The organism is Devosia limi DSM 17137 (assembly GCF_900128975.1).
GTDB lineage: Bacteria > Pseudomonadota > Alphaproteobacteria > Rhizobiales > Devosiaceae > Devosia > Devosia limi.
In genome coordinates, this window is the sequence record NZ_FQVC01000011.1 from 74,970 (window position 1) to 98,644 (window position 23,675).

General features: G+C 62.5%; 26 protein-coding genes. 10 read left to right on the plus strand and 16 right to left on the minus strand.

All coding sequences use genetic code 11. The features are described from left to right. Nucleotides 1–12: 12 nt before the first annotated feature. The 5 genes from BUA69_RS16185 to petA form a co-directional block, all read right to left on the minus strand. Nucleotides 13–561, minus strand: coding sequence for an adenine phosphoribosyltransferase (locus BUA69_RS16185; protein ID WP_046134225.1), 549 nt, complete (start codon nt 559–561; stop codon nt 13–15). Nucleotides 562–590: 29 nt separating this feature from the next. After that, the gene (locus tag BUA69_RS16190) at nt 591–773 is read right to left on the minus strand and encodes a hypothetical protein (protein WP_046134226.1); all 183 of its coding nucleotides are present in this window, start codon (nt 771–773) and stop codon (nt 591–593) included. A gap of 188 nt (nt 774–961) precedes the next feature. After that, nucleotides 962–1,810 (minus strand): cytochrome c1, encoded by an 849-nt coding sequence (locus tag BUA69_RS16195; RefSeq protein WP_046134227.1) that lies wholly within the window; start codon nt 1,808–1,810, stop codon nt 962–964. 17 nt (nt 1,811–1,827) lie between these two features. After that, nucleotides 1,828–3,078, minus strand: coding sequence for a cytochrome b (locus tag BUA69_RS16200; RefSeq protein ID WP_046134228.1), 1,251 nt, complete (start codon nt 3,076–3,078; stop codon nt 1,828–1,830). 13 nt (nt 3,079–3,091) lie between these two features. Beyond that, nucleotides 3,092–3,616: a ubiquinol-cytochrome c reductase iron-sulfur subunit gene (gene petA / locus BUA69_RS16205; RefSeq protein ID WP_046134229.1), complete on the minus strand. Its 525-nt coding sequence runs from the start codon at nt 3,614–3,616 to the stop codon at nt 3,092–3,094. 268 nt (nt 3,617–3,884) lie between these two features. On the opposite strand from petA, the gene BUA69_RS16210 reads away from it, so the two are divergent. The 4 genes from BUA69_RS16210 (at nt 3,885) to BUA69_RS16225 (ending at nt 6,648) form a co-directional block, all read left to right on the plus strand. Beyond that, nucleotides 3,885–4,355, plus strand: a complete 471-nt coding sequence (locus tag BUA69_RS16210) for a tRNA (cytidine(34)-2'-O)-methyltransferase (protein WP_046134230.1) — start codon at nt 3,885–3,887, stop codon at nt 4,353–4,355. Then, nucleotides 4,352–5,224 (plus strand): oxygen-dependent coproporphyrinogen oxidase, encoded by an 873-nt coding sequence (hemF, locus tag BUA69_RS16215; protein ID WP_046134231.1) that lies wholly within the window; start codon nt 4,352–4,354, stop codon nt 5,222–5,224. Before BUA69_RS16210 ends, hemF begins: the two co-directional genes overlap by 4 nt. Before the next feature lie 14 nt (nt 5,225–5,238). Then, nucleotides 5,239–6,381, plus strand: a complete 1,143-nt coding sequence (locus BUA69_RS16220; protein ID WP_046134232.1) for an AAA family ATPase — start codon at nt 5,239–5,241, stop codon at nt 6,379–6,381. Nucleotides 6,382–6,453: 72 nt separating this feature from the next. Then, complete coding sequence (locus BUA69_RS16225) at nt 6,454–6,648, plus strand: DUF1059 domain-containing protein (RefSeq protein WP_046134233.1); 195 nt, start codon at nt 6,454–6,456, stop codon at nt 6,646–6,648. Nucleotides 6,649–6,655: 7 nt separating this feature from the next. On the opposite strand, the gene BUA69_RS16230 is transcribed toward BUA69_RS16225, so the two are convergent. From BUA69_RS16230 to BUA69_RS16240, 3 genes are all read right to left on the minus strand, one after another. Further along, nucleotides 6,656–7,858 carry a CCA tRNA nucleotidyltransferase gene (locus BUA69_RS16230; protein WP_082093729.1) on the minus strand — a complete coding sequence of 401 codons (1,203 nt, stop codon included), beginning with the start codon at nt 7,856–7,858 and terminating at the stop codon, nt 6,656–6,658. Next, a complete protein-coding gene (locus BUA69_RS16235; protein WP_052950404.1) occupies nt 7,855–8,475 on the minus strand; it encodes a CoA pyrophosphatase in 621 nt (206 codons plus the stop codon). The genes BUA69_RS16230 and BUA69_RS16235 overlap by 4 nt, the downstream gene beginning before the upstream one ends. Before the next feature lie 110 nt (nt 8,476–8,585). After that, complete coding sequence (locus BUA69_RS16240; protein WP_072866596.1) at nt 8,586–9,137, minus strand: GNAT family N-acetyltransferase; 552 nt, start codon at nt 9,135–9,137, stop codon at nt 8,586–8,588. Nucleotides 9,138–9,492: 355 nt separating this feature from the next. Between BUA69_RS16240 and BUA69_RS16245 the strand changes: the two genes are divergently transcribed. After that, on the plus strand, nt 9,493–10,449 hold the full coding sequence (locus BUA69_RS16245; protein WP_046134234.1) for a glutathione S-transferase family protein: 957 nt from the start codon (nt 9,493–9,495) through the stop codon (nt 10,447–10,449). A 190-nt stretch (nt 10,450–10,639) separates the two neighbouring features. Here the strand turns inward: BUA69_RS16245 and BUA69_RS16250 are convergent, their stop codons facing one another. Next, nucleotides 10,640–11,116: an NUDIX domain-containing protein gene (locus BUA69_RS16250; protein WP_052950405.1), complete on the minus strand. Its 477-nt coding sequence runs from the start codon at nt 11,114–11,116 to the stop codon at nt 10,640–10,642. A 108-nt stretch (nt 11,117–11,224) separates the two neighbouring features. Here BUA69_RS16250 and BUA69_RS16255 point away from each other — a divergent pair, with 108 nt between their 5' ends. The 4 genes from BUA69_RS16255 (at nt 11,225) to BUA69_RS16270 (ending at nt 15,245) form a co-directional block, all read left to right on the plus strand. Next, on the plus strand, nt 11,225–12,115 hold the full coding sequence (locus tag BUA69_RS16255; RefSeq protein WP_046134235.1) for a metallophosphoesterase family protein: 891 nt from the start codon (nt 11,225–11,227) through the stop codon (nt 12,113–12,115). Nucleotides 12,116–12,223: 108 nt separating this feature from the next. After that, nucleotides 12,224–13,552, plus strand: a complete 1,329-nt coding sequence (locus BUA69_RS16260; protein ID WP_046134236.1) for a MurL-like N-terminal domain-containing — start codon at nt 12,224–12,226, stop codon at nt 13,550–13,552. Further along, nucleotides 13,542–14,831: a UDP-N-acetylmuramoyl-L-alanine--D-glutamate ligase gene (murD, locus tag BUA69_RS16265; protein ID WP_046134237.1), complete on the plus strand. Its 1,290-nt coding sequence runs from the start codon at nt 13,542–13,544 to the stop codon at nt 14,829–14,831. Before BUA69_RS16260 ends, murD begins: the two co-directional genes overlap by 11 nt. Before the next feature lie 81 nt (nt 14,832–14,912). Further along, nucleotides 14,913–15,245, plus strand: coding sequence for a DMT family transporter (locus BUA69_RS16270; RefSeq protein ID WP_046134238.1), 333 nt, complete (start codon nt 14,913–14,915; stop codon nt 15,243–15,245). Between the two features lie 20 nt (nt 15,246–15,265). On the opposite strand, the gene BUA69_RS16275 is transcribed toward BUA69_RS16270, so the two are convergent. Then, nucleotides 15,266–16,978 (minus strand): hypothetical protein, encoded by a 1,713-nt coding sequence (locus BUA69_RS16275; protein WP_143154554.1) that lies wholly within the window; start codon nt 16,976–16,978, stop codon nt 15,266–15,268. 291 nt (nt 16,979–17,269) lie between these two features. On the opposite strand from BUA69_RS16275, the gene BUA69_RS16280 reads away from it, so the two are divergent. Further along, nucleotides 17,270–17,716, plus strand: a complete 447-nt coding sequence (locus BUA69_RS16280) for a response regulator (protein WP_143154555.1) — start codon at nt 17,270–17,272, stop codon at nt 17,714–17,716. Between the two features lie 288 nt (nt 17,717–18,004). Here BUA69_RS16280 and BUA69_RS16285 read toward each other — a convergent pair whose 3' ends face one another. From BUA69_RS16285 to BUA69_RS16310, 6 genes are all read right to left on the minus strand, one after another. Further along, nucleotides 18,005–18,511 carry an MgtC/SapB family protein gene (locus BUA69_RS16285; protein WP_046134241.1) on the minus strand — a complete coding sequence of 169 codons (507 nt, stop codon included), beginning with the start codon at nt 18,509–18,511 and terminating at the stop codon, nt 18,005–18,007. A gap of 61 nt (nt 18,512–18,572) precedes the next feature. Next, nucleotides 18,573–19,355 (minus strand): SDR family NAD(P)-dependent oxidoreductase, encoded by a 783-nt coding sequence (locus BUA69_RS16290; RefSeq protein WP_046134242.1) that lies wholly within the window; start codon nt 19,353–19,355, stop codon nt 18,573–18,575. 11 nt (nt 19,356–19,366) lie between these two features. After that, a complete protein-coding gene (locus BUA69_RS16295) occupies nt 19,367–20,413 on the minus strand; it encodes an NAD(P)-dependent alcohol dehydrogenase (protein ID WP_046134243.1) in 1,047 nt (348 codons plus the stop codon). Between the two features lie 94 nt (nt 20,414–20,507). Beyond that, the gene (locus BUA69_RS16300) at nt 20,508–21,338 is read right to left on the minus strand and encodes an ATP-binding cassette domain-containing protein (protein ID WP_082093731.1); all 831 of its coding nucleotides are present in this window, start codon (nt 21,336–21,338) and stop codon (nt 20,508–20,510) included. Next, nucleotides 21,335–22,411 (minus strand): ABC transporter permease, encoded by a 1,077-nt coding sequence (locus BUA69_RS16305; RefSeq protein WP_046134244.1) that lies wholly within the window; start codon nt 22,409–22,411, stop codon nt 21,335–21,337. The genes BUA69_RS16300 and BUA69_RS16305 overlap by 4 nt, the downstream gene beginning before the upstream one ends. Before the next feature lie 104 nt (nt 22,412–22,515). Next, nucleotides 22,516–23,544, minus strand: coding sequence for a sugar ABC transporter substrate-binding protein (locus BUA69_RS16310; protein WP_046134245.1), 1,029 nt, complete (start codon nt 23,542–23,544; stop codon nt 22,516–22,518). Nucleotides 23,545–23,675: the final 131 nt, after the last annotated feature.

The following is a 23,675-nucleotide window of genomic DNA, read 5'->3' on the forward strand; positions in this document are numbered from 1 at the left end:
TGCCTCAGTGCCTTAGTGCCCGTCGAAAGCGATCAGGGCAGTGACCTCTACCCCTTCGGCTGCCAGCTTGGCCGCACCACCCAGATCGGGCAGATCGATCACGAATGCAGCATGCGTGATCGTGGCGCCGGTCCGGCGCAACAGCCCCACAGCGGCAATCGCGGTGCCACCAGTGGCAATCAGATCGTCGACCAGCAGCACCACATCGCCATCATCGAGCACATCGGCATGGATCTCGATGGTGTCGACCCCATATTCCAGCGCGTAATTCTGCCCGATGGTCTCGCCGGGCAGCTTGCCCTTCTTGCGGATCGGGATGAAGCCTACGCCCATGGCGATGGCCACGCCGGCACCAAAGATAAAGCCGCGCGCCTCGATCCCGGCGACATGGGTCACCCCCTGCCCCCGATGGGCGTTGGCGATGCGTTCAACGCTCTCCTTGAACCCTTCGGGATGCTCGATCAGGGTCGTGATATCCCGGAACAGGATACCCTTCTTGGGATAGTCCGGAATCGTGCGCACAAGGGACTTGAGGTCGAGCTTGGCAAGGTCGAGCGACATAAGGAACCTGTCTGGAACGGAAGTGTGGATTAGGGACGGCCGCGACCGACAATATGCCGGGCAATGACGCCGGCATTATAGGCCGCACCGATGGCAGCCTCACGGGTCTTCGGATTGCTGGCAAGGGCCAGCACACCTGCGCGCACGACGGGGTGGCGGCTCATGGTGACTGCAGCGCCAACCACGGTGACGGCAATGCGAATGGCTGACATGGCTGCTCCCGGCGGTGCTGATCTGCGTGCCATTTATATTGCGGTCTTGGCCGGCATTGGCAAGGGGAACTTGGCAAGTGTGATTGGCACCGGACGTCTCGTATCGCCCTCGCGCTGCCCAGAAGCGACAAAGGGCCCCATTGGGGCCCTTTGCAAATCTTAAACAGCGACCGCTGCCGGCCGTCAGATCAGTGCTCGATACCCTTCCAGATACGGCGCTTGGTTGCCCACATCAGGCCAGCGAAGAGGAACAGGAACAGCAGGACACGGAAACCGGTTTCCTTGCGGGCCACCAGACCCGGTTCGGCCATCCACATCATGTAGGCGGAAACGTCCTTGGAATACTGATCAACCGTCATTGGCACTTCGACGCCATCTTCACCCGGAGTATAGGCGATCATTTCGTCCATCAGCGGCGGGGCCATGCCGATCGCGTGGCCTGGGAACACGTCGTTATACGACTTGCCTTCAGGCAGATCGAAGCCTTCGGGTGCTTCGTCGTGATAGCCAGTCAGCAGCGCGTGGATATAGTCCGGGCCGCCTTCCGAATAGCCGGTGAAGTAATTGGTCAGCCACCATGGGAACGCGTCGGTAACGCCGCGAGCCTTGGCCAGCACCGAGAAGTCCGGGGGCAGCGCGCCGCCATTGGCATCACGAGCATCCTGCTCGGTCGCGAACGGGGAAGGCCAGCGGTCAGCCGGAACACCGGGGCGTACGCCGCCTTCAGCTGTCGAATCGGCGATCTCGTACTCGGCGGCAAGCGCCTTGATCTGGGCTTCCGAGAACCCCGGACCACCTGGCTCAGCCAGATTGCGGAATGCGATCAACCGGGCGCCATGGCAGCTCGAGCAGACTTCGCGAAAGATCTGGAAGCCACGCTGCAGCTGATTTTCGTCATAAGTGCCGAAAATCCCCGCAAAGCTCCAGTCCTGCTTCTCGATATGGGGTGCCTCACCTGCGGCCTGCGCGGCAGGAGCCGCGAGTGCCGATGCGGCGACCATGGCCAGAGCGGCGATGATAGTCTTGGTATTGAACATTGAACCAGCCCCGCCCGTCACGAATGCGCTTTGCCGAGGACACTCTCGGAGATGCTGGTCGGCAGCGGCCGAGGCGTCTCAAGGCGAGAGAGAAGCGGCAGAATGATGAGGAAATGCGCGAAGTAGTAGAACGTGGTGATCTTGGCCAGCACCACATAGATGCCTTCTGCAGGAGCTGCACCCAGATAGGTCAGCGCCACGAAGTTGACCACAAACAGCCAGTAGAACCACTTGAACATCGGGCGGAAGGTACCCGAGCGAACCTTGGACGTATCCAGCCAGGGCAGGAAGAACAGGATCAGGATCGAGCCGCCGAAGAAGATCACGCCGCCGAGCTTGGAGTCGATGAACAGGATGTTGAAGTCGATGGCACGCAGGATCGCGTAGAACGGCAGGAAGTACCATTCAGGAACGATATGGGCCGGCGTCACCTGCGGATTGAACGGAATGTAATTGTCCGGGTGGCCCAGGATATCGGGGGCAAAGAACACGAACCAGGCGAAGGGGATCAGGAACAGCACAATGCCGAACAGATCCTTCATCGTGTAATACGGGTGGAACGGCACCGTATCGCGGCTCGACTTCACATCGACACCAGTCGGGTTGTTATTGCCCGGCACGTGCAGCGCCCAGATGTGCAGCACGACGACGGCGGCAATCACGAACGGCAGCAGGTAATGCAGCGAGAAGAAGCGGTTCAGGGTCGGATTGCCCACCGAAAAACCACCGCGCAGCAGTTCCAGCAGCGGCGTACCGACAACCGGGATCGCGGCAAAGATGTTGGTGATCACGGTAGCAGCCCAACCAGACATCTGGCCCCAGGGCAGCACGTAGCCCATGAAGGCAGTCGCCATCATCAGCACGAAAATCAGCACGCCCAGGATCCACAGGATCTCGCGGGGCGCCTTGTAGGAGCCGAAATACATGCCACGGAAGATGTGGATATAGACGGCAGCAAAGAACATCGACGCGCCCACGGCGTGGGTTGCCTGGATGATGCGGCCACCATTGACGTCACGGCGGATGTGCTCGACCGAGTCGAACGCCAGCGCGACATTGGGGGTGTAATGCATGGCCAGAACCACGCCGGTGATGATCTGCACCACCAGCATGAAGGCCAGGATGGCGCCAAAGGTCCACCAGTAATTGAGGTTCTTCGGCGTGGGGAAGTCCATCAGGTGTTCTTTGGAAAACCGGATGATCGGCAGGCGTTCGTCGAGCCACTTCTCGACGCCGCTACCTGGTGTATATGTCGAATGTTCGGACATCGGATAAGCCCCACTAACCGATCTGGATCAGCGTATCGCTGAGGAATTCATAAGGCGGCAGCACCAGATTGGTCGGTGCGGGGCCTCGGCGGATACGGCCGGCAGAGTCATAGTGCGAACCGTGGCAGGGGCAGAACCAGCCATCGAAATCGCCCGAGTCGCCAACTGGAACGCAACCCAGATGGGTGCAGTTGGCGATCATGACGAGCCACTGCTCGTGGCCGGGCTTGGTACGTTCCTGGTCGGTTGCAGGATCCTTGAGCTCGCTGAGCGGAACCGCCTGCGCCTCTGCGATCTCTGCCGGGGTGCGATGCCGCACGAAAACCGGCAGGCCACGCCACATGATGGTGACCGACTGGCCTTCTTCGATGCCGGCCAGATTGAACTCGATGCTGGCCAGGGCCAGCGTCGATGCGTCCGGATTGAGCTGATTGATCAGCGGCCAGACCACTGCTGCGGCGCCAACGGCCCCGACTGCGCCGGTCGCGACAAAGAGGAAATCCCGCCGTGTCGAATGATGTTCTGCTTGCGTAGCCAAGGTTACGATCCCCGTACAATGCACATAAGACGAGCCGGCATCGGCAGCCCAATTTACGCAGATACGCGGAATCGGTCGCCGCCGCCCTCAAGCGGCCCGTCAGTTGCGGTCTTTTTGCACTGTCACAGGCTCTTGTCCAGAGCGCCCGGCAGTGACACGAGACAAGTGCGACACTATACCCATGTTCCTGTGGCGCCAGCTGCAATATGGCTCATGAACACCGTTGTGCCGCCCATTTTGGCACACCGCCCCCCGCAAAGCCCGGTCCATGCCCGTCGAACTCGCCCTTTACCAGCCCGACATTGCCCAGAATACCGGCACTTTAATGCGGCTGGGTGCCTGTATTGGCGTGCCGATTCATATCATTCATCCCACCGGCTTCACCTTCTCTGCGAAAAACCTGGCCCGGGCAGGCCTCGATTATCTCGACCACGCCAATGTGCGCGAGCATGTCAGCTTCGCCCAGTTCGACACCTGGCGGCGTGTACAGGGACGGCGCCTCGTGCTCTTGAGCACCAAGGCCACCGACTCGGCCTATACGCAACGCTACGATGGCGACGACATTCTGATGGTTGGCCGGGAAAGCGCCGGCGTTCCCGACGCCGTCGCCGCAGCTTGCGACCTGTGCGTCCGCATTCCGATGCGCGACGGTTTGCGCTCGATCAATGTGGCTCTCGCCGCAACCCTTATTGTAGGCGAAGCCAAACGCCAGACAGACGGATTTTCGGACCTCACATGACCCTTCCAGCCGATATCGACACCAAAAAGACCACTGCTGAAGCCTGGTTTCGCGCCTTGCGCGACCGGATTTGCACAGCCTTTGAGCGGATCGAGGACGATGTGCAGGGCCCGCATGCCGATCGGGCGCCGGGACGCTTCGAGCGCACCCCATGGGATCGCGCCGCCGGCGGCGGTGGGGAAATGTCGATGCTGCATGGTCGCGTTTTCGAAAAGGCGGGCGTGCATATCTCGACCGTCCACGGCGAGTTCTCCGCAGACTTCGCCAAGCAGATGCCGGGCACCGAAGAAGGCGCCGAGTTCTGGAGCTCGGGCATCTCGCTGATCGTCCACCCCTGGAACCCGCACGTCCCCGCCGTTCATATGAATACGCGCATGATCGTCACCGGCAAGCAATGGTTCGGCGGCGGTGCCGACCTGACCCCGGTGCTGGATCGCCGCCGGCTTCAGGACGACGTCGACACTGTCGACTTCCACGCCGCGATGCGGGCCGCATGCGACGACCGCCCGGGCGTCGATTACGCACACTTCAAGCAATGGTGCGACGACTATTTCTACCTGCCGCACCGCAAGGAACATCGCGGCACTGGCGGCATTTTCTACGACCAGCACAATACCGGCGACTGGGATGCCGATTTCGATTTCACCAAGGCCGTCGGCGAGGCGTTTCTCGGCATCTATCCCGATCTGGTCCGGCGCAATTTCGAGACGACCTGGACCGAAGCCGACCGCAACGAGCAATTGGTGCGCCGCGGCCGCTATGTCGAATTCAACCTGCTCTATGATCGCGGCACCACATTCGGCCTCAAAACCGGTGGTAACGTGAATTCGATTCTCTCCTCGATGCCGCCGGAAGTCCGCTGGCCCTGAAACACTGAGGCGCCATGGGCCTGACCGACATCCACATTGCCGGCTATCGCTCGGTGCGCTCGATCCGGTTTCCGGTGCGGCAATTGTCGGTGCTGGTCGGGGCCAATGGCGTCGGCAAGACCAATCTTTACCGGGCCTTAGAACTGGTCCGGGCCGCCGCTACTGGCGACCTGGCAGAAGCCGTGGCGCGCCAGGGCGGGCTGGCGTCGCTCCTCTGGGCAGGCGAGCGCAAGGTCAACGATCAGCCGCGTCTGGTGCTCGAAGTGCGGCTGGACAATGTGCTGGCCGGCTCCGAGGGCAACGATACGTTCGCGCCGACCTACCGGATCGAAACCGGGTTTCCCAACAAGATTTCCGACGCAGCATTCGATAGCGAAGCCCAGATCAAGCTCGAGTCCCTGACGCTGCGGCAGGGCAGCCGCAATACCGATCTCCTGGAGCGCAAGGGTGCGGCGGCCTGGTTCCGCGATGACGCCGGCAAGCGTCGGCAGCTCGAGGAGCCGCTGCTCGCCAGCGAGACGGCACTCGCGGCGGTGCGCGGCAGCTTTCCCGAGGTTGATGCGGTCCGCCACACCATAGCCAGTTGGCGCTTCTACCACGGCTTTCGAACAGATCCCGCCTCACCGCTGCGCCGGCCGGCTCTCGCCATCACCGCGCCGATGCTCAACGCCGATGGGTCCAACCTCGCTGCAGTCTTCGCCACGCTCCGCCACATCCGGCAGGAGAGTATCGATCTGGACGCGGCCATCGAGGACGCCTTTCCCGGCGCATTTCTCGATGTTCCCATGCCGGACACGAATGCCAGTTTCAGCATGACCTTTCCAGACATGCCGAGTCGGGCTTTTGGCGCCGCCGAACTCTCCGACGGCACGCTGCAATTCCTGGCGCTTATGGGCGCCCTGCTCTCCTACCGCCTGCCGCCGCTGATCGCGCTCAACGAGCCGGAGGCAAGCCTGCACCCCGATTTACTGCCGGCTCTGGCCCGCATTATCGCCAAGGCGGCGGAGCGCAGCCAGATTTGGGTGGTCACCCATTCGCGCATTCTGGCCGATGCGCTGGCGGCCGAAACCGGCGTCCTGCCGCGCGATGTCATCCGCAAGGATGGCGCCACCTGGCTCGATGGGCTCAACCAGTTGGGCCTCTTCACTGACGATTGAGGGAACCTGCCTCCCCCTGACCACGTTCGGCTGCTAAGGTTCCGTCCGTCACCACGAATAGGAGGATGCACGATGAAACGCTTTGATTCCGGCTCCCTTATCCCCGGATCCACCTGGCATGCCGAGGCTGACAGTGAGGCAGAGGTTATTCGTCGCGCGGTCGAAAATCTGCGTAACCTGCACGGCGAAACCGAAATCCGACCCGACATGATCGAGCGGATCAAGGAGCGCATCGTCGATACCGGCGACAAGCCCGCCAAGCACTAGACCGGAATTACCGTTCCCGCAGGCGCAACAGCAGCGCCTGCCGATCCAGTGCGAAGCCGCTATCGATCCAGTCGCGTTCGAGGCGCGCCAATGTCTGACCCAGGAGCGGACCGGCCGCAATGCCGGCCGCCAGAAGGTCATGCCCACTCACGGGGAATGCCGGCAAGTCATGCGCGATGCTGAGCTGCTCGGCCATTGCGACCTTGCCCGCTTCTCCCCAGCCTGCCTGCACCGCAGCCACGTCTAGCCCATCCCCCAGATAGTCGCGATAGCGATACATCGCCTCATTGGTCTGCAGGTCGCTTAAAAGCGCCGCAGCGGCGCGCACAGCGATAGCGGTCTTGACCAGTTCATTGGACAGCCGCCAACCCGACTGCAAAGCTTGAACTGGCTGATCGCAGAGCAGCAGGGCAAGCCGCCCCGCCACTGTTGGCGAGCCGACCTGCCGCTCGTAATTGCGAAGGGCCTGTAGCGTTTCCTCGGCAATTACCAGCAGGCCGATGCGAACCATTGCCCGCAGGGTTGCGGCGACTTTAGGCAGCGCCAGCATGCGCAGCATTTCGGCGCCGACGCGCTCGGCCGACAAATGCCCCAGATGTCCGACAGCCTCGGCACAGGCAGATGCGCCCGTCACATCGAAATGCTCACCGCCATGGCTCGCAGAGAAACGGAAGAACCGGTAGACGCGCAAACCATCCTCGGCGATCCGCGCCGCCGCCTCGCCAATGAACCGCACGCGCCCTTCGAGACAGTCAGCCAACCCACCCAGCGGGTCGAACAGCGTACCATTGGCATGGACATACAGCGCGTTGATCGTGAAATCGCGCCGCGCCGCATCCTCCGCCCAGTCTGCACCAAAGCTGACCACGGCGTGGCGGCCATTGGTTTCCACGTCATGACGCAGCGTCGTGACCTCAGCCAGGGTATCGCCCAGCTTGAGGGTAACGGTTCCGTGCTCGATCCCTGTCGGATAAACCGCGATCCCCGCGCGCCTGGCCCGTTCCGTGACCTCTTCGGGGGTCAGTTCGGTCGCCAGATCGATATCGGGATTGTCGCGATGACGCCCCATAATGGTGTCGCGCACCACCCCGCCCACGGCCCGCGTTCGGCCCTCTGCGCCGTCCAGAACAGCCAGAATCGTCTGCGTCTCGGCGCGCCCGCGCCATTCGGCTTCGCGCAGCCGCGCCTCGGCGATACCGACCCCGGTCAAGCGTCCGCCTCATCGAGTGCAATGTCCCGGAACATCCGGGTCAGATTGGCGGTTATGCCCCAGATGGTGTGACCATCGTGATCGATCTGCCAGGTCTGGTGCTCCTTGCCATCGCGCTTGATGCGGAACCGGCCATAGCTCTCGTGCCGCAAGATCCGCGCCAGCGGCACCTCGAACACCGAGTGCACTTCGCCGGGATTGGGCACGAAAGGTCCGCTGGGCTCGACCGTCGCCACCACCGGCGTAATCAGATAGTTGGTGCCGGTAAAATAGGGGGCCATGAAGCCGAGCACATAGACATCGCTGCGCTCCAGACCAACTTCCTCCCAGGCCTCACGTAGCGCTGCATCGGCCGCGTCCGTATCGCCTTTGTCGATCTTGCCACCGGGAAAAGCCACCTGCCCCGAATGGGCCCGCAAATCGGGCGACCGCTCTGTATAAAGCACGGTGTGGCCCTCCGGACGGCGAATGAGCGCAATAAGCACTGCGGCCGGGACCGGCGGGCGGTCGAACGGCCGTGACGGCGCCCAGTCGGGCACCATGTCCTCGCGCGCCAATGGCGCGGGCGGAGCCGGCAGCAGCCGGGTTGCAAGGCGATCAATAACAGCGTCGTCCAAGGACACGGCGCACCCAAACGGATTCTCAAGCGCCCAGTCTAGGGGACGAAAGGCAACCCCGCACCCTCTTTTGCAGGGGTGCAGGGATGTTCCACTCGCAGGGCGCCCAATCAGCCCTGCTTGAAGGCCGCGATGGGGCCGGCCAGCGCAGCCGCCAGACTCGGGTCGGCGGCGGCGAGCAGGACGCGGGCGGGATCGACCGGGCCGGGGAACTGGACCGCACCCGGCGTGGTGGGCTCCCAGCCGAGTGGGCAATAGTAATCGCGATCGCCGACCAGCAGTACGAACTTGCCCTCGCCGCGTTCCAGGGCCAGCCGGGTCACTTCCCGCGCCAGCAGCTTGCCGGCGCCGCGTTTGCGGAAATTGGGATGGGTCGCCAGCGGCCCCAGCAGATAGCCATTGATGCCACCAACGCTGATCGGGGTCATCCACACCGACCCACAGGGCACGCCATCCACCTCGGCAACCAGGCTCAGGCTGGGATCGATCGGGAACCGCTCACGCACCCGGAACGCGGTCCGCGCAAAGCGGCCGGGGCCGAAGGCGATCGCCTGCAATTCCTCGATGAATGCGTCATCGCCGGCATTGGCCGGACGCACCACAGGAACACCATTCAGGGAGGCAGGAACGGCCGCAGCCGAAGGCGCAGTGACAAGGGTCATGGGAGAACGTCCAGAAAAAAAGGGATGCAAAGCAAACACCGGCCGCTCGAAGCGTACCGTTCAAGGACCCGTCAGGGTCGTCGTGTCACCAGCAAAACCTTTACCATCCTGGGCGCCTCCACGCCTGATTTCCGCATTAGCACCATGCTGGCCTCACGTAAATACAAAGTCATTCCCGCGACCAAGTTTTTCCATCGCCGCTATGGTCGAAATCGGCAACGCTTCGTTATCCGGAACCGGCCTTATCCTGAGCCGTTCCGAGGTCTATCTATCCAGCAGAATTCTTCAACGCAGTCCGATTGGGCACAGATTGCCCCAGCAATGGGACGACAACACGACAAAAAGGAGTCCGATCATGGGACAATTGATCGACGGAAAGTGGTCCACCCAATGGTACGACACCAAAAAGACCGGCGGTAAGTTCGAGCGCAGCCAGGCAGGCTACCGCAACTGGATCACTCCCGACGGCAGCCCCGGTCCATCGGGCGAAGGCGGCTTTCCCGCTGAAGCGGACCGCTATCACCTCTATGTTTCGCTGGCCTGCCCCTGGGCGCACCGCACCCTGATCTTCCGCAAGCTCAAGAATCTGGAACCGCTGATCTCGGTCTCGGTTGTCGCGCCCAAAATGCCTGACGAAACCGGCTGGACCTTTACCGGCGAAGGCTCGACCGGCGATGCCCTGCTCGGCAAGGACAACCTCTGGCAGGTCTATACCCAGGCCGACCCGCACTATACCGGCCGCGTCACCGTGCCGGTGCTTTGGGACAAGCAGCGCGGCACCATCGTCTCCAACGAGAGCTCCGAAATCATCCGCATGTTCAACTCGGCCTTCAACGAATTGACCGGCAATACCGACGATTTCTATCCAGAGGAGTTGCGCGGCGAGATCGATGCAATCAATGCCCGCGTTTACGACGACATCAATAACGGCGTCTACAAGGCGGGCTTTGCCACCAGCCAGAACGCCTATGACGAGGCTGTCCGCAAGCTGTTCGACGCGCTCGACTGGGTTGAGGGCAAGCTCGGCGAGACCGCCTATCTGACCGGCGACACCATCACCGAGGCCGATTGGCGCCTGTTCACCACCCTGGTGCGGTTCGACGCGGTCTATGTCGGCCACTTCAAGTGCAATCGCCAGCGCATCGCCGACTACGCCAATATCTCGCATTACCTGAAGGCGCTCTACGAACAGCCTGGGGTCAAGGAAACGGTCGATCTCGACCATATCCGCACCCATTACTACTGGAGCCACACCACCATCAACCCGACCCGCATCATCCCGATCGGTCCGGACCTGCCGTTTTTGAAATAGGTGCGGCTGAGTAACTCGGCGCGCAATCTCTGCCGCCCAAGCGGGTTGCCCCGTGGGTTGGCCCGCGGGCCGCTCGCCTTACAAGCCGCGCTGATGCTGCCCCCCGGATCCGGGGGCAGCATCAGTGTGTGCGTTGAGCATGGGGATAGACAATGGCAGGCGGAGAATAGAGCTGCGCGCTCAGCCCGCCCTAATACCCCCAGACGTCCCGCTTCGGCGCGTCGTCGAAATATTCGTCGATCCGCTGGCTGGTCGCTGGTGTCACCTTTTGCGGCAGCGCTGATCTGTCGAACCAGCCAATCTCGGCGATCTCGAGGTTCGGCTTGAATTCGAATGCCTGCTCGAATGCCCTGGCCACGAAGAACGCCACGTGGTCGCGGTCAGTGATGGGGCTGTTATTGTGATACATGCCGAACAGCTGCATCGGTGCGGTTACCCGATAGCCGCTTTCCTCCAGCAATTCGCGCTGCGCCGCCAGTTCCAGCGTTTCGCCCGGCTCAACGCCCCCGCCGGGAAACTGCCAGCCGGGAATATAGCTGTGGCGGATGAGGAAGACTTTTTCGCCGTCGACCAGCATCACCCTGGTGCCCAGCGTCATGCGGCGCTTCAGCCCCATCAGGTTAAGATAGACCTTGGCGCGCAGCCTCTGCCAGCGATTCATCTGCATGTTTGGCTCCCGATCCCCCATCGGTAACAGAGGTTTGCACGCGACAAAATCGGGGAACCGGGCGTTTGCCCATTTTCTTGAGCGCAACGGCATGCCATTACGCCCACGATGATCACTCTGGCCCATATCTCGGACGTTCACCTGTCGCCCATGCCTGACGTCGCCCTGCGCGACCTGATGGGCAAGCGCTTCACTGGTTTTCTGAACTGGAAGCTCAAGCGCCACGACGAACTCAACAGCGAGACACTGTCCAGCCTCGTTGAACACCTCAAACAACAGCATGCCGATTTCACCGCCGTCACCGGCGACATGACCAATCTGGCGCTGCCGACCGAGATTGCCCGCGCCGGAGCCTGGCTGGAAGCCCTTGGCGATAGCGAGCGCGTCTGTGTCGCCCCCGGCAACCACGATGCCTATGTGCCCGGAGCGCTGGAAGAGGCCCAGCGCCTCTGGGGCCCGTATATGACCGGCGAAACGCTGGATCATACCGCCTTCCCCTTCGTGCGCCGCGTCGGCGAACTGGCAATCGTGTCTTGCTCCAGCGCCGTGCCGACCCGCCCATTCCTGGCCATTGGCCGCTTCGATGAAGCCCAGGCCGAGCGACTGGCCAAGGTCCTCAAGCTGCTGGGCGATGCTGACTATTTCCGCACGGTGCTGATTCATCACCCGCCCAATCCCGAATTGCAGCACCCCTCGTTTGGCCTCAAGGGCCACAAGCTGTTTCGCCAGGTCATTGCCGAACATGGCGCTGAGCTAATCCTGCACGGCCATACCCACCGCTCCTCGATCCATTCGATCGGTGGCCCCAAGCACGAAGTCCCGGTGATTGGCGTTGCCGCCGCCAGCGCCGCCCAGGGCGGCACCCTGGACGATCCGGCGCGCTACAATCTGTTCCGCATCGAAAAGACCGGCACCGGCTGGGCCTGCACGATGCGTGAATACGGCTATCAGCGGCTGGGCAGCGAAATCGTCATGCGCCTGCAGATGCGGATTTACTAAGCCAGGTTGCTGCCGCCGCACTCCCGCCATGGCGAGAAAGCATCTATATATCGGCGAGACCAGCGGAAGCGCCGGCCGCTCCGTGATTCGTTCTAGAGTGATCCCAGTTTGAGCGCACAATTTCTTATCGAACGCCCCGAGTTCGACCCCGCCACCGGCGTCGCCCGCTTCGCCTATGCCCTCGCCGGCAAGCGCTTTGTCGAAGTGCTCACCCTGCCCACCGGCGCTCCGGCCGAGGCGGCGGCAGGACCATCCTTCCGCAAGCTGCTGGATCTGACGGCGCTGGTCCTTGGGGTCAGCTATTTCAAGCTGACCGCGCCGCTGGAACTCAGCGCACCCGACCTGCCGCTGACCGAGGGCGAACGCGCCTTCGTCATCGATGTCTACGAGAACGGCCTCGGCGAATTCTACGCCCGCAACAATCTGATGCGTTTCGGCAAGCTCAGCATTACCGGGCCCGACGACAAGACGGTCATCCCGACCATCGCCCTGCCCGACCGCGCGCTGCTACCGATTGGCGGCGGCAAGGACTCGCTGGTCAGCGTTGAATTGCTGCAAGCTGCTGGCGTCGCCTTTACCCCGTTTGCGGTCAATCCCAGGGGGCCCATCCTGACCTCGATCGACAAGATCGGCACCGAGCCGGTTTATGTCACCCGCACGCTCGACGCCGAGATGATCCGCCTCTCCAGCGAGCCGGGCTATTACAATGGCCACGTCCCCTCCACAGCCATCAATTCGATGATCGCGGCGCTCTGCGCCGTGCTGTTCGGCTATAACCGCATCGTCTTGTCTAACGAGCGCTCCGCCAGCGAGGGCAATGTTGTGTTCGATGGCCGCGAGACCAATCACCAATATTCCAAGTCGCTCGGCTTCGAGCTGCTGATTTCCGACGTTCTGGGCAATGCCACCGGCGGGGCGCTGCAATATTTCTCGCTGCTGCGGCCCTATTCGGAAGCGCGGATCGCCTCCTTCTTCAGCCGCGAAACCAAGTTCGACAATGTCTTTTCCAGCTGCAACCGCAATTTCCGACTAACCGGCAATGACGGCCCGCTCTGGTGTAGCGAATGCCCGAAATGCCATTTTGTCTTCCTGATCTTTGCGCCCTTCATGGCCAAGGAACGACTGCTATCGATCTTCGGCAAGAACCTGCTCGATGTGCCAGCCAACGAAGGCTCGTTCCGTGAGCTCGCGGGCCTTGCCGGGCAAAAGCCGTGGGAATGCGTCGGCGAAATCCTTGAGGCGGCCGCGTGCCTTTACTCGCTGACCCGCCACGCCGATTGGCACGAGGATGCGGTAGTCCGCGCGATCAAGGCCGACCTCTTCAGCCAATATGGCGAGCCGGCGCTTCAGGCTGCATTGGCCGAATGCCTGACCGATAGCCACGATCACCACATTCCGCCGGCCCTCGCCGCCAAGGTGGCAGCCTATGCGCTTTGAAGAGCCCGTCCTGCTATACGGCGCCGGCCGTGAAGCGCAGTCGACCCGCGCCTTCCTCAAGGCCCGCCAGCCTGACCTCAAGGTCTTCGTCACTGTCGATAGCGGCGATGCCGGACTGGACGATGTGGAAGTCATTGCCCCCGATGACCTGAAGGCGGCGGTGCTGGCCCATCGCTTTGGCCTGATCATCAAGAGCCCCGGGGTTTCGCGCTACAAGCCGATCTTCGACATTGCGCGCGATACCGGCATTCCGGTCAGCTCCAATCTCAATCTCTGGGGCGCCGCCTATGGGTCGGGGCGCACCATCATCGCCATCACCGGCACCAAGGGCAAATCCACCACCGCGACGCTGGTCCACCTGATGCTGACCCATTCGGGCGTCGATGCCGGGTTGGCCGGCAATGTCGGGCTGGCGCCGCTCGAGATCGCCGACCGGCACGCCGTCGTGGTGCTGGAATTATCCAGCTACCAGACAGCAGACATGAGCTTCCTGCCCGACATCGCGGCGGTGACCAATCTCTATCCCGAGCATGTCGACTGGCATGGCAATGTGCAGCGCTACTACAAGGACAAGCTGCACCTGATCGATCGTGAAGGTGACTTCCGCATCGCACTCGGCACTGCGGCGCAGGGCAATAGCCTGGTACAGGCCGCCGTGCGCGACCCCAGCCAATTGCTGCCAGAGCTGGACGACCACGCCCTTGCGGCTATCGACGCAGCGGTGGGCAAGTCGCGCCTCAAAGGCGGGCATAATCTCGACAACGCCCAGCTCGCCGCGCGCATCGCGCTGGCCGCTGGCGGTACGCTCGATGGTATTGTCACAGGGATCGCCGCCTTCATGCCCCTGCCGCACCGGCTGGAAGAACACCAGTTCGGCGGTACAATCTTTGTCAACGACTCCATCTCCACCACGCCCGAGGCGACCAAGGCGGCATTGGCAGCCTATCGCGGCTACCGCATTGCCTTGATCGCTGGCGGTCACGAGCGCCAGCAGGATTACACAGAACTGGCATCGCTCCTGCCCGGCTACGGCGTCACCACCCTGGCTTGCCTGCCCGTCACCGGCGCAAGGCTGGCGCAGGCGGTGCGCACCGACGCGCCGCATATCAAGGTGCTGGCCGAGCCTGACCTGGAAACAGCCATGAACACATTGAGCGCGCACCGGCGCGACTTCGACGCCGTTATCCTGTCGCCTGGCGCGCCGTCCTACAATCAGTTCAAGAATTTCGAGGAGCGTGGCGCACGATTTGTCGGACTGGCACAAGCCATTTTCGGCTAGCGGGCCCCAAAGAAACCCGGTTTCGGGTCGCTCGGCCACACCGTAAATTGACGGCAATTTCTCTCAGCGTCCGGAGCGACCATGAACGGCTTGATCTATCTCGCCATCGCCATTGTGGGCGAGGTGATCGCAACCTCCTTCCTGCGCGCCTCCGCCGGTTTCACTCAGCTTGTCCCCACCATCGTAGTGGTGGTTGGCTATGGCGTGACCTTCTATTTTTTCTCGCTGGCTCTGCAGACGATTCCCGTCGGCATTGGCTACGCAATCTGGTCAGGCGTCGGCATCGTAATGGTCTCGATCATTGCCTATTTTGTCTATGGGCAAACCCTGGACCTGCCGGCCCTGATCGGCATCGGCCTGATCCTGGCTGGCGTGTTGATCATCAACCTGTTCTCACAGTCGTCGACCCACTAGCAGTCCTGGACCGCGCAAGCCTAGAAGGCCTGCGTCAACGCTTGGACCGGCACCCCGGCCTCGACAAGCGCGGTGCTGATGTCCCGTAACAGGGCCTCGTCACTGATCCGGCGCCGCAATTCGGGGAGAATGCCGTGCGTTCGAAACGTCGCGACCTCGAGCACCTGCGGCAAGTAGCGGTTGACGACCCCGCCATCCCCGGAGCGCAATCCTGCCATCACCGCCACGATCGGGCCGATCTCGCGATCGACCTGCGCGTAGATGGCGGCATGGCCTATGGCGGCGAGAAAATCCCCATCGCGCAAGGAAATCAAGGCCGGCGCCCCATGATACCAGCTGGGGGGCAGCGGCGAGACCTCGATGGTCGTCCGCGCCATCGGTCGCGCTTCATCGACGCTACCGCGCAAGACCAGCAGCCGCGAGAACGCGGCGAGCGCATCCGAATTGGCCGGATTAAGCTGCACCGCCGAGCCATAGGCCGAGCGCGCCGCTTCGCGCTGCCCCAGATATTCCAGCAACCGCGCCCGCTGCTCCCACACAAAGCCGCTCACGGGCGTCATATCGATAGCCTGCCTCAGTTCCGCATCGGCTGCGGCAATCAGCTCGTCCGAAGCTGATGGCTGGCTGAGTTCGACCGAAAGGCTCGCGCTGGCGGCGCGCGCCTCGGCCGTCTGTCGTTGCGTTTCCGGCAACACGGCAAAGCAGGCGCTGGACCGCTCCCCATCCGCCAGGGCACCGGTCTCCCGATAAATATCGAACAGCAGATGGCAGATATAGAGGCTCTCCGCCCCCGCAAGCGAGGTTTGCGCCGCCAACCACTGCCGGGCGGGACTATGCAACGGCCCGCGCGGGCTGGCCAAAACGAGCGTCAGCGATCGCGAAATGCTGTCCAGCGAGCGTGCCGGCACGCTGTCGCTCACCTCGACAGCCAGTGCCTGGCTCCAGACCACGGTGCTCGATGCCACTTCCGTGAGGATGGCGCTATACTGCGCGACGCCTTCGCTGAGCCGCATGATCCCGGTGAGCACGAAATCGCTGCCATTGGCCGCCAGGGCCGTTTCCCCGCCCCCACCGCCATAGCGAACGTCGATCTCTTCGAACTGCTCAAGGTCCGTCACCAGTTCGATGGCGAGGCCCGCGACCAATGGCAACTGGTTCTCATCGCCGGTCAGGTTCTGAAACTCAACGACCGTAACGCTTGGGCGTTCATTGCGGATCTCGTCCAACTGTAAGGACGGCGCCGGCGGCCCAAAACTCGAAAATGAATAGGCCAGAGCGCCAAGCCCAAGGGTCAGCGCCAGCAGCACAAGCCAGGAGACGATGCCCCCGTTTAGAGACAGGCCCGGCCTGGGCGGCTCCGGGACCAGGGCAAACGGCGCCGGCGCAATCACCGGTTCCTCGATACCCCGGCTTTGAAACTCCGGCACATAGCGCCCGATCGGCAGCAGAATGCGCACCGATTCTGCGCTTCCCTCGCCGGAATAATACAGATCGAGCAGGCCCCGAAGGCGACGGGCTTGGACGCGTACAATCGGATCGGTCTGCGGATCGAAATCAGCGGGGCGGCCAAACACATCGACGGCAATCGAATAGGCCTTGATGGTGTGCCCCTCGCCGGCCAGGGTCCGCTCCACGATATAGGCGAGGAACCGGCCAAGCTGAGGCGAACGCGCCATCTCGGCCCAGCCAAGTACGCGACCAAGGGCAGCCAGAACGTCCTCGCGTTGTGGCATGGCTTTGTCCAAGCATATCTCCAGTCTCTGCGGGATTGTGACGCGTTACATGTAAAACGCAAGCGCGTCTTACCCTCGATTTACCCTAGCTTGCCTGTCACGCGCGGAAGAACTGCATCATAGCCCGCTCGTCGCCGTCATAAAGGTGACATTTAGATCGGCTGGCCACGGCCTCCGCACCACTCGACCATCCAGTTTTCCGGCAACTGCTCCGCCACGCTCCCGTGCGCGCCGGGGTTTGTCAGTTCTGTTCTCAGCTTGGCCCGCCCGCTACGGACCCGAAGGTATTTCATGAACACTGTTGTGGATAACGCGCCCTACATGGCGCTGGTGGACAATGATCCGCATTCGGCGCGTCTGCTGACCCGCATGCTGCTGGCCCATGGCTCCCCCGCCATCGAATGCTTTGGCGATGCCGCGGACGGCCGCGCCCGGCTCGAGGCCGTGCTGGCCGATCCCGAGGGCAATTGGCCAAGCCTGCTGATCGTCGACCTGAAAGCCCATAGCGGCGCCAATGTCGAATTCGTGCGGTCGATCCATGCCTTGATGCGCCAGAAGGGCGTTCCGGTTGTGGTCATGGCCCATACGCTGGATCAGGCAAGCCGAGAGACCCTGCATGAAGCAGGTGCGGCGGCCGTGTTCTTTCGCCAGGCTGAACTGGACGCCTATCGGCGCGAAGCAGCTGGCATTGTCAGTTTCTGGGCGCGCAATCAGCGCCTGGATGCAGTTGGCATGTAACTCCTGCGTCCACAGGTTACATGCCTCGGCGGGGAGAGATGCTGCAAGATCGGTGCAAGCCGGACCTGCATTCCCAAGCGATCTCTCCGCCACCCCATTCCCTGCAACCGGCGATCACGCCGATAGCGGGGACGCGGCGGCTCCTCCAAGTGGGCCGTCGCCTGCGCGCGGTCACGACACCTCCCGGTCGTGTCCGCACGGGGGGAGAAGCATTTTCGGGCAGCGCGCCTTGTCCCTCGGCGCTGATGACTGGATCCATTGCTTCTCCCCGCGGCCCAAAGCGCCGGTTCAGGTTTTTTCCGTCTCGACCAGTTCCCGGTCCTTGCCGACAGTCTTGTGGGCAAAGGCGCGCAGCGCAGCCAGCACCATGACGGCCAATAGCGCCACGCCGACGGCAATGATGTAATAGCCCAGCGCGCAGGCAATCCCGACCGCACCCGCCAGCCACATGCCCGCGCCCGTCGTCAGTCCCTGCACCCCTGCCCCACTGCGAAAGATTGCACCGGCACCCAGAAACGCGATGCCGGCCGTTACCGCTTCGACGGCGCGGATCGGATCGGCGCGCGAGTCGCCGATATCGGGCGTGATGGTGTGGAAGATTTCGAAGGCAAGAATGGTGAACAGCGCCGCAGCCAGCGCCACCAGGATATGGGTGCGCAATCCGGCACCCGCGGTGTGAACCTCGCGCTCAAACCCGATCATGGCGCCCAGAATGGCGGCGATCAGCAGACGAATGGCAATGATATGCTGGGGCAGATAGGTCTGCACGAAACCGAATTCGTTGCCGACATCCATTGTGAAAACCTCGTGTTGACGCTGGGCAGACAACCCGGCAGCCGCCACGAGGTTCCGTGATCTAGACCGTCTTCAACCAGCCGCCATCGACGAAATAGGTGCTGCCTGTCGAGTAGCTCGCCTTGTCCGAGCACATAAAAACGAAGAAATGCGCCAGCTCTTCCGGGGTCGCGAAGCGCTTCATCCCACCCGCCTCATCGGCCACGCCCTGCAGGTGCGCTTCCCATTGGTCGCCCTTGAGCTGCTTGGCGGTCTTGATCCAGTCGCCGGTGAGCACCAGGCCGGGATTGATTGTGTTGACGCGAATATTGTCGCCCGCCACCTCGGTCGAGAGCGTCTTGGAAAACATCATCAAGGCGGCCTTGGTGGTGTTGTAGATCGGCTCATACCAGAGCGGCTGCACGGCGCATATCGAGGCATTGTGCAAGACGACCCCACCGCCGCGCTGCTTCATCATGGGCACCACGCCCCGTGCCAGTCGCACCGCAGCCATCACATGCAGGTCCCAGTAATATTGCCATTTGGCATCATCGGCCTGCTGGATGGTCTCGTTAGAGCCCGTGCCCGCATTGTTGATCAGGATATCGGCCCCGCCAAAGGCCTTGCGTGTACCGGCAATGATGGCATTGCACCCCTCTGCCGTCGCCACATCGGCGGCGATGGCCGTCGCGATGACGCCATGCTTGTCGGCCACCCAGGCGGCGGTGTCATCGGCCTTGGCCGCGTCGCGGCCCACCAGCACCAGATTGGCGCCTTCTGCCGCCAGTCCCTCGGCGACCGCCAACCCGATACCTGCCGTGCCGCCCGTGACGATCGCCACCTTGTCGCGCAACCCGAGATCCATATTCCGCTTCCTTATCTGGCTACTTTGATCTGCAGCTTCACATCGCTTGGCCGCGCTTCGACAGCCCGGTCGAACGCCTTGACCGAGTCCTCGAAATCGAAGGTCGCCGAAATCAGCGGGTTGAGATCGACCCGGCCCGATGCAAACAGCGCGATGGCGCGATCATATTGATGGGCATAGCGGAAGACGTTCTCGATCCGCAATTCCTTGGTCGACGCCGCCGCAATGTCGACCGGTACCGGATCGACCGGCAATCCGACGACGACGATGGTTCCGCCGGGCCGTGGCAGGTCCATGATCGCCTCCCAGGCTCGCGGCGAACCTGAACATTCGAACACCACGTCAGCGCCCCAATCCTCGGTCAGGCGCTTGACCTCCGCCACGAGGTTCTTCTCGCGGATATTGACCGGGATCACCCCCTGATACCGCGCCGCGATATCCAGCTTGGGCTGTGCCAGGTCCGCGACGATCACCCGCGCACAGCCACCGGCCAGCGCCGCAATGGCGACCATAGTGCCAATGGGCCCCGCCCCCAGCACCACTGCCGTATCGCCGGGCTTGATGCTGGCCTTGTAGGCCGCCTGCATGCCCACCGCGAAGGGTTCGACCATCGCGCCTTCGGCAAAGCTGACATTGTCGGGCAACTTGAAGGTGTAATTGGCCGGATGCACAACCTCGGGCGTCAGCACCCCATGGATCGGCGGCGTCGCCCAGAAGCGCACCGCGGGGTCGATATTGTAGAAACCAAGCCGGCTGGCGCGTGAATTGGGGTCGGGTATCCCCGGCTCCATGCAGACCCGGTCGCCGATCTTGAGATGGGTCACGCCTGCACCGACCTCGGTCACCGTTCCCGCCGCTTCGTGGCCCAGCACCATCGGCGCGTTGACCACGAAGGGGCCGATCCTGCCATGGGTGTAGTAATGCACATCCGAGCCGCAGACGCCCACGGTATGAATGGCGATCTTGACCATGCCCGGCCCCACCTCGAGCGGCAGGTCGATCTCCCGGATTGCCAGTTCATGCTGGCGTTCGAGAACAAGCGCGCGGACTTTGGTCATCGGATATCCCAGTTCATTGGATGGTATCGCATGCGTCGAGCGAGCCTAGCCATCGTGCCAGGGCAACGAAAGTGGCAAACTGCCGATCGAAGCCTTACGCAGGGGTCGGCGGCTGCATTGCCCCAGTCATGATCGCGACCGCATCGGACATGGTAAAGTCCTTGGGATTGATCACCGCGATCCGCCGGCCCAGCCGATGAATATGAATGCGGTCGGCCACCTCGAACACATGCGGCATGTTGTGGCTGATCAGCACGATCGGCAGCCCCCGTCGCTTGACGTCCAGCATCAGTTCCAGCACCCGCCGGCTTTCCTTGACGCCCAGCGCCGCAGTCGGCTCGTCCATGATCACCACCTTGGAGCCGAACGCCGCCGCCCGCGCCACGGCCACGCCCTGGCGCTGCCCGCCCGACAGTGTCTCCACCGATTGATTGATATTCTGGATGGTCAGCAGCCCCAATTCGCTGAGCTTTTCGCGGGCGAGCCGGTTCATGGTGGAACGATCCAACAGGCGAAACAGGCTGCCCATTGGCCCAGGCTTGCGCATCTCGCGGCCCAGAAAGAGGTTGTCGGCAATCGACAGCGCTGGCGACAGGGCCAGGTTCTGGTAGACGGTCTCGATTCCCGCCATCCGCGCCTCCATTGGCGACTTGAAATGCACCGGCGACCCATCGAGCCTGATGTCCCCGGCGTCGGGAATCATGGCCCCGCACAGCGCCTTGATCAGGCTGGTCTTGCCCGCCCCGTTGTCACCGATAACCGCCAGAATCTCACCCGGCATCAGGTCGAAATCGGCATTGTCGAGCGCCACCACGCGGCCATAGCGCTTCTGCAATCCCCGCGCCGACAGGATCGGCTGGGGGCCGGCGATGGGCGTCGCGGTGAGGCCCGCAACAGGCTGGGACAGACTGGATTCCTGGCTCATGCTGAAATCTTCCGGATCCACTGGTCAATGGTAACGGCGAGGATGATGAGGGCGCCCACGGCAAATTCCTGCCACAGCGCATCCACGCCTGCGAGCGCCAGGCCATTGCGGAACATGCCCACGATCAGCGCCCCAAGCAGCGTACCGACTATGGAACCCCGCCCGCCAAACAGCGACGTACCACCAATAACCACCGCAGTGATGGAATCGAGATTGGCAGTCTGACTGCCCAGAGGCGACACTGCCCCGACCCGTCCGATCAGCACCCAGCTGGCAATGGCGCAGATGAAACCGGCCAATGTATAAACGCCGATCAGCGTCATCTTGGTATTGATACCGGCCAGCCGCGCTGCTTCCGGATCATCGCCAGTGGCATAAATATGGCGGCCAAAGGCCGTTCGATTGAGAATATACCAGACCACCGCCGCGATCAGGATCATCATGATCGAGCCAGCGGTCAGGATTGCCCCGCCTCCCAGGGCGACACGCGCACCCATCCATTGCAGCATCGGCGCTATGGCCGCGATGTCCTGGCTGCGGATGGTCTCCGATTGGGAGATAAAGATGACCATGGCGCCGTAAATCGACCAAGTGCCCAAGGTCACGATGAAGGGGGGCAGCTTGACCACCGCCACCAGGACGCCGTTGATCAGCCCGCACAGGATGCCGGTCATGATCCCCAGCACGAAACTGATCTCGACCGGCACCCCGGCAACCACAGAGAGGCGGCCCATGACGATCGATGACAGGATCATGATGGCACCGACCGAAAGATCGATGCCGGCCGTCAGGATCACCAGTGTCTGGGCAATGCCGAGAATGCCGATAATGGTCACCTGCTGCAGCACCAGCGACAGGTTGAACGGCGCGAAGAACTTGCTGCCGGCCGCCAGCGAGAACACGGCAATGCCGACGATCAGCACGATGAAGGGTATCGCTGTCGGATAGGCATGCAGGAACGCCTGTAGCCGCCGCATCGGGCTGGGCGCATCTTCCTCAAAGCTCGCCACCGACTGGGCCGCGCCCGCCAATCCCTTTTCCGCTGAGGCCGAACCGGCCGCGTCTTCACTCATGCAGATGTCCTCCCGACATTCTCAATGCTCCAACCTGCCGCCCGCCTGTTCGGCCCTGCCCGCGGATCAAGTCCGCGGGCAGTTGCTGTCATTCAATGGGACCACTAGCCCCAGCAGAGTTCGGCGCCCTTGGTCGTGTCGATGGACTCAACGCCGGCCACAGGTTTGTCGGTCACCAGCGTCGCGCCGGTGTCAAAGAAGTCGAGGCCTTCAGTCACGGCCGGCTTTTCACCGGTGTCAGCGAACTTCTTGATCGCTTCCATCGCCATCGAGGCCATCAGCAGCGGATATTGCTGGCTGGTCGCGCCGATCACGCCATCCTTGACGTTGGCAACGCCGGGGCAGCCGCCATCGACGGCCACGATCAACACGGAGCCATCGTCGCGACCGGCAGCCTTGAGCGCCTCATAGCCACCGGCAGCGGCCGGCTCATTGATCGCATAGACGACGTTGATGTCCGGGCATTTCTGCAGCAGCGTTTCCATGGCGGTGCGGCCACCGTCCTCGGCGCCACCGGTCATTTCGTGCCCGCAGATACGCGCATCGTCTTCGTCCCCATACTTGTTGGGGTCTTTCACATCGATCCCGAAGCCGGCCATGAAGCCCTGATCGCGCAGATAGTCGACGGTCGGTTGGTTCACTGCCAGATCCAGGAAGGCAATCTTGGCATTGGCAGCTGCATCGCCAAGCGTCCCCTTGGCCCAGGAGCCAATCAGTTCGCCGGCCTTGCGGTTATCGGTGGCAAAGGTGGCATCGGCCGCATCGATCGGGTCCAGCGGCGTATCCAGCACAATCACCAGCAATCCAGCATCCCGGGCCTGCTGAATAGTCGGCACGATGGCACTTGAGTCAGATGGAACGATTGCGAAGCCCTTGGCGCCAGAAGCGATAAGGTTTTCGATAGCGGCGATCTGACTATCATTGTCCCCATCGAACTTGCCGGCAAAGGTACGCAGCTCAATCCCCAGTTCGTCCGCCTTGGCCTGGGCCCCCTCGCGCATCTTGACGAAGAACGGATTACCCTCGGTCTTGGTGATGAGGCCGACAATGGCCTCCTGTGCATAGGCCGCGGTGCCGGACATCAGACCCAGCATCACGGCCCCGGCGGCCGCGACCTTCAAGAACTTACCCATGGTTTCTCCTCCCGAGAATGTTTGTCATCGAGCCCACGCCGCCTGTTGGCGGTCATTGCCCTGTCCGGACCGTCATCCTTTTTCCTCTGCCGACCTCGGACTGCGCGGCCATGATCAACAAATCACCTCAG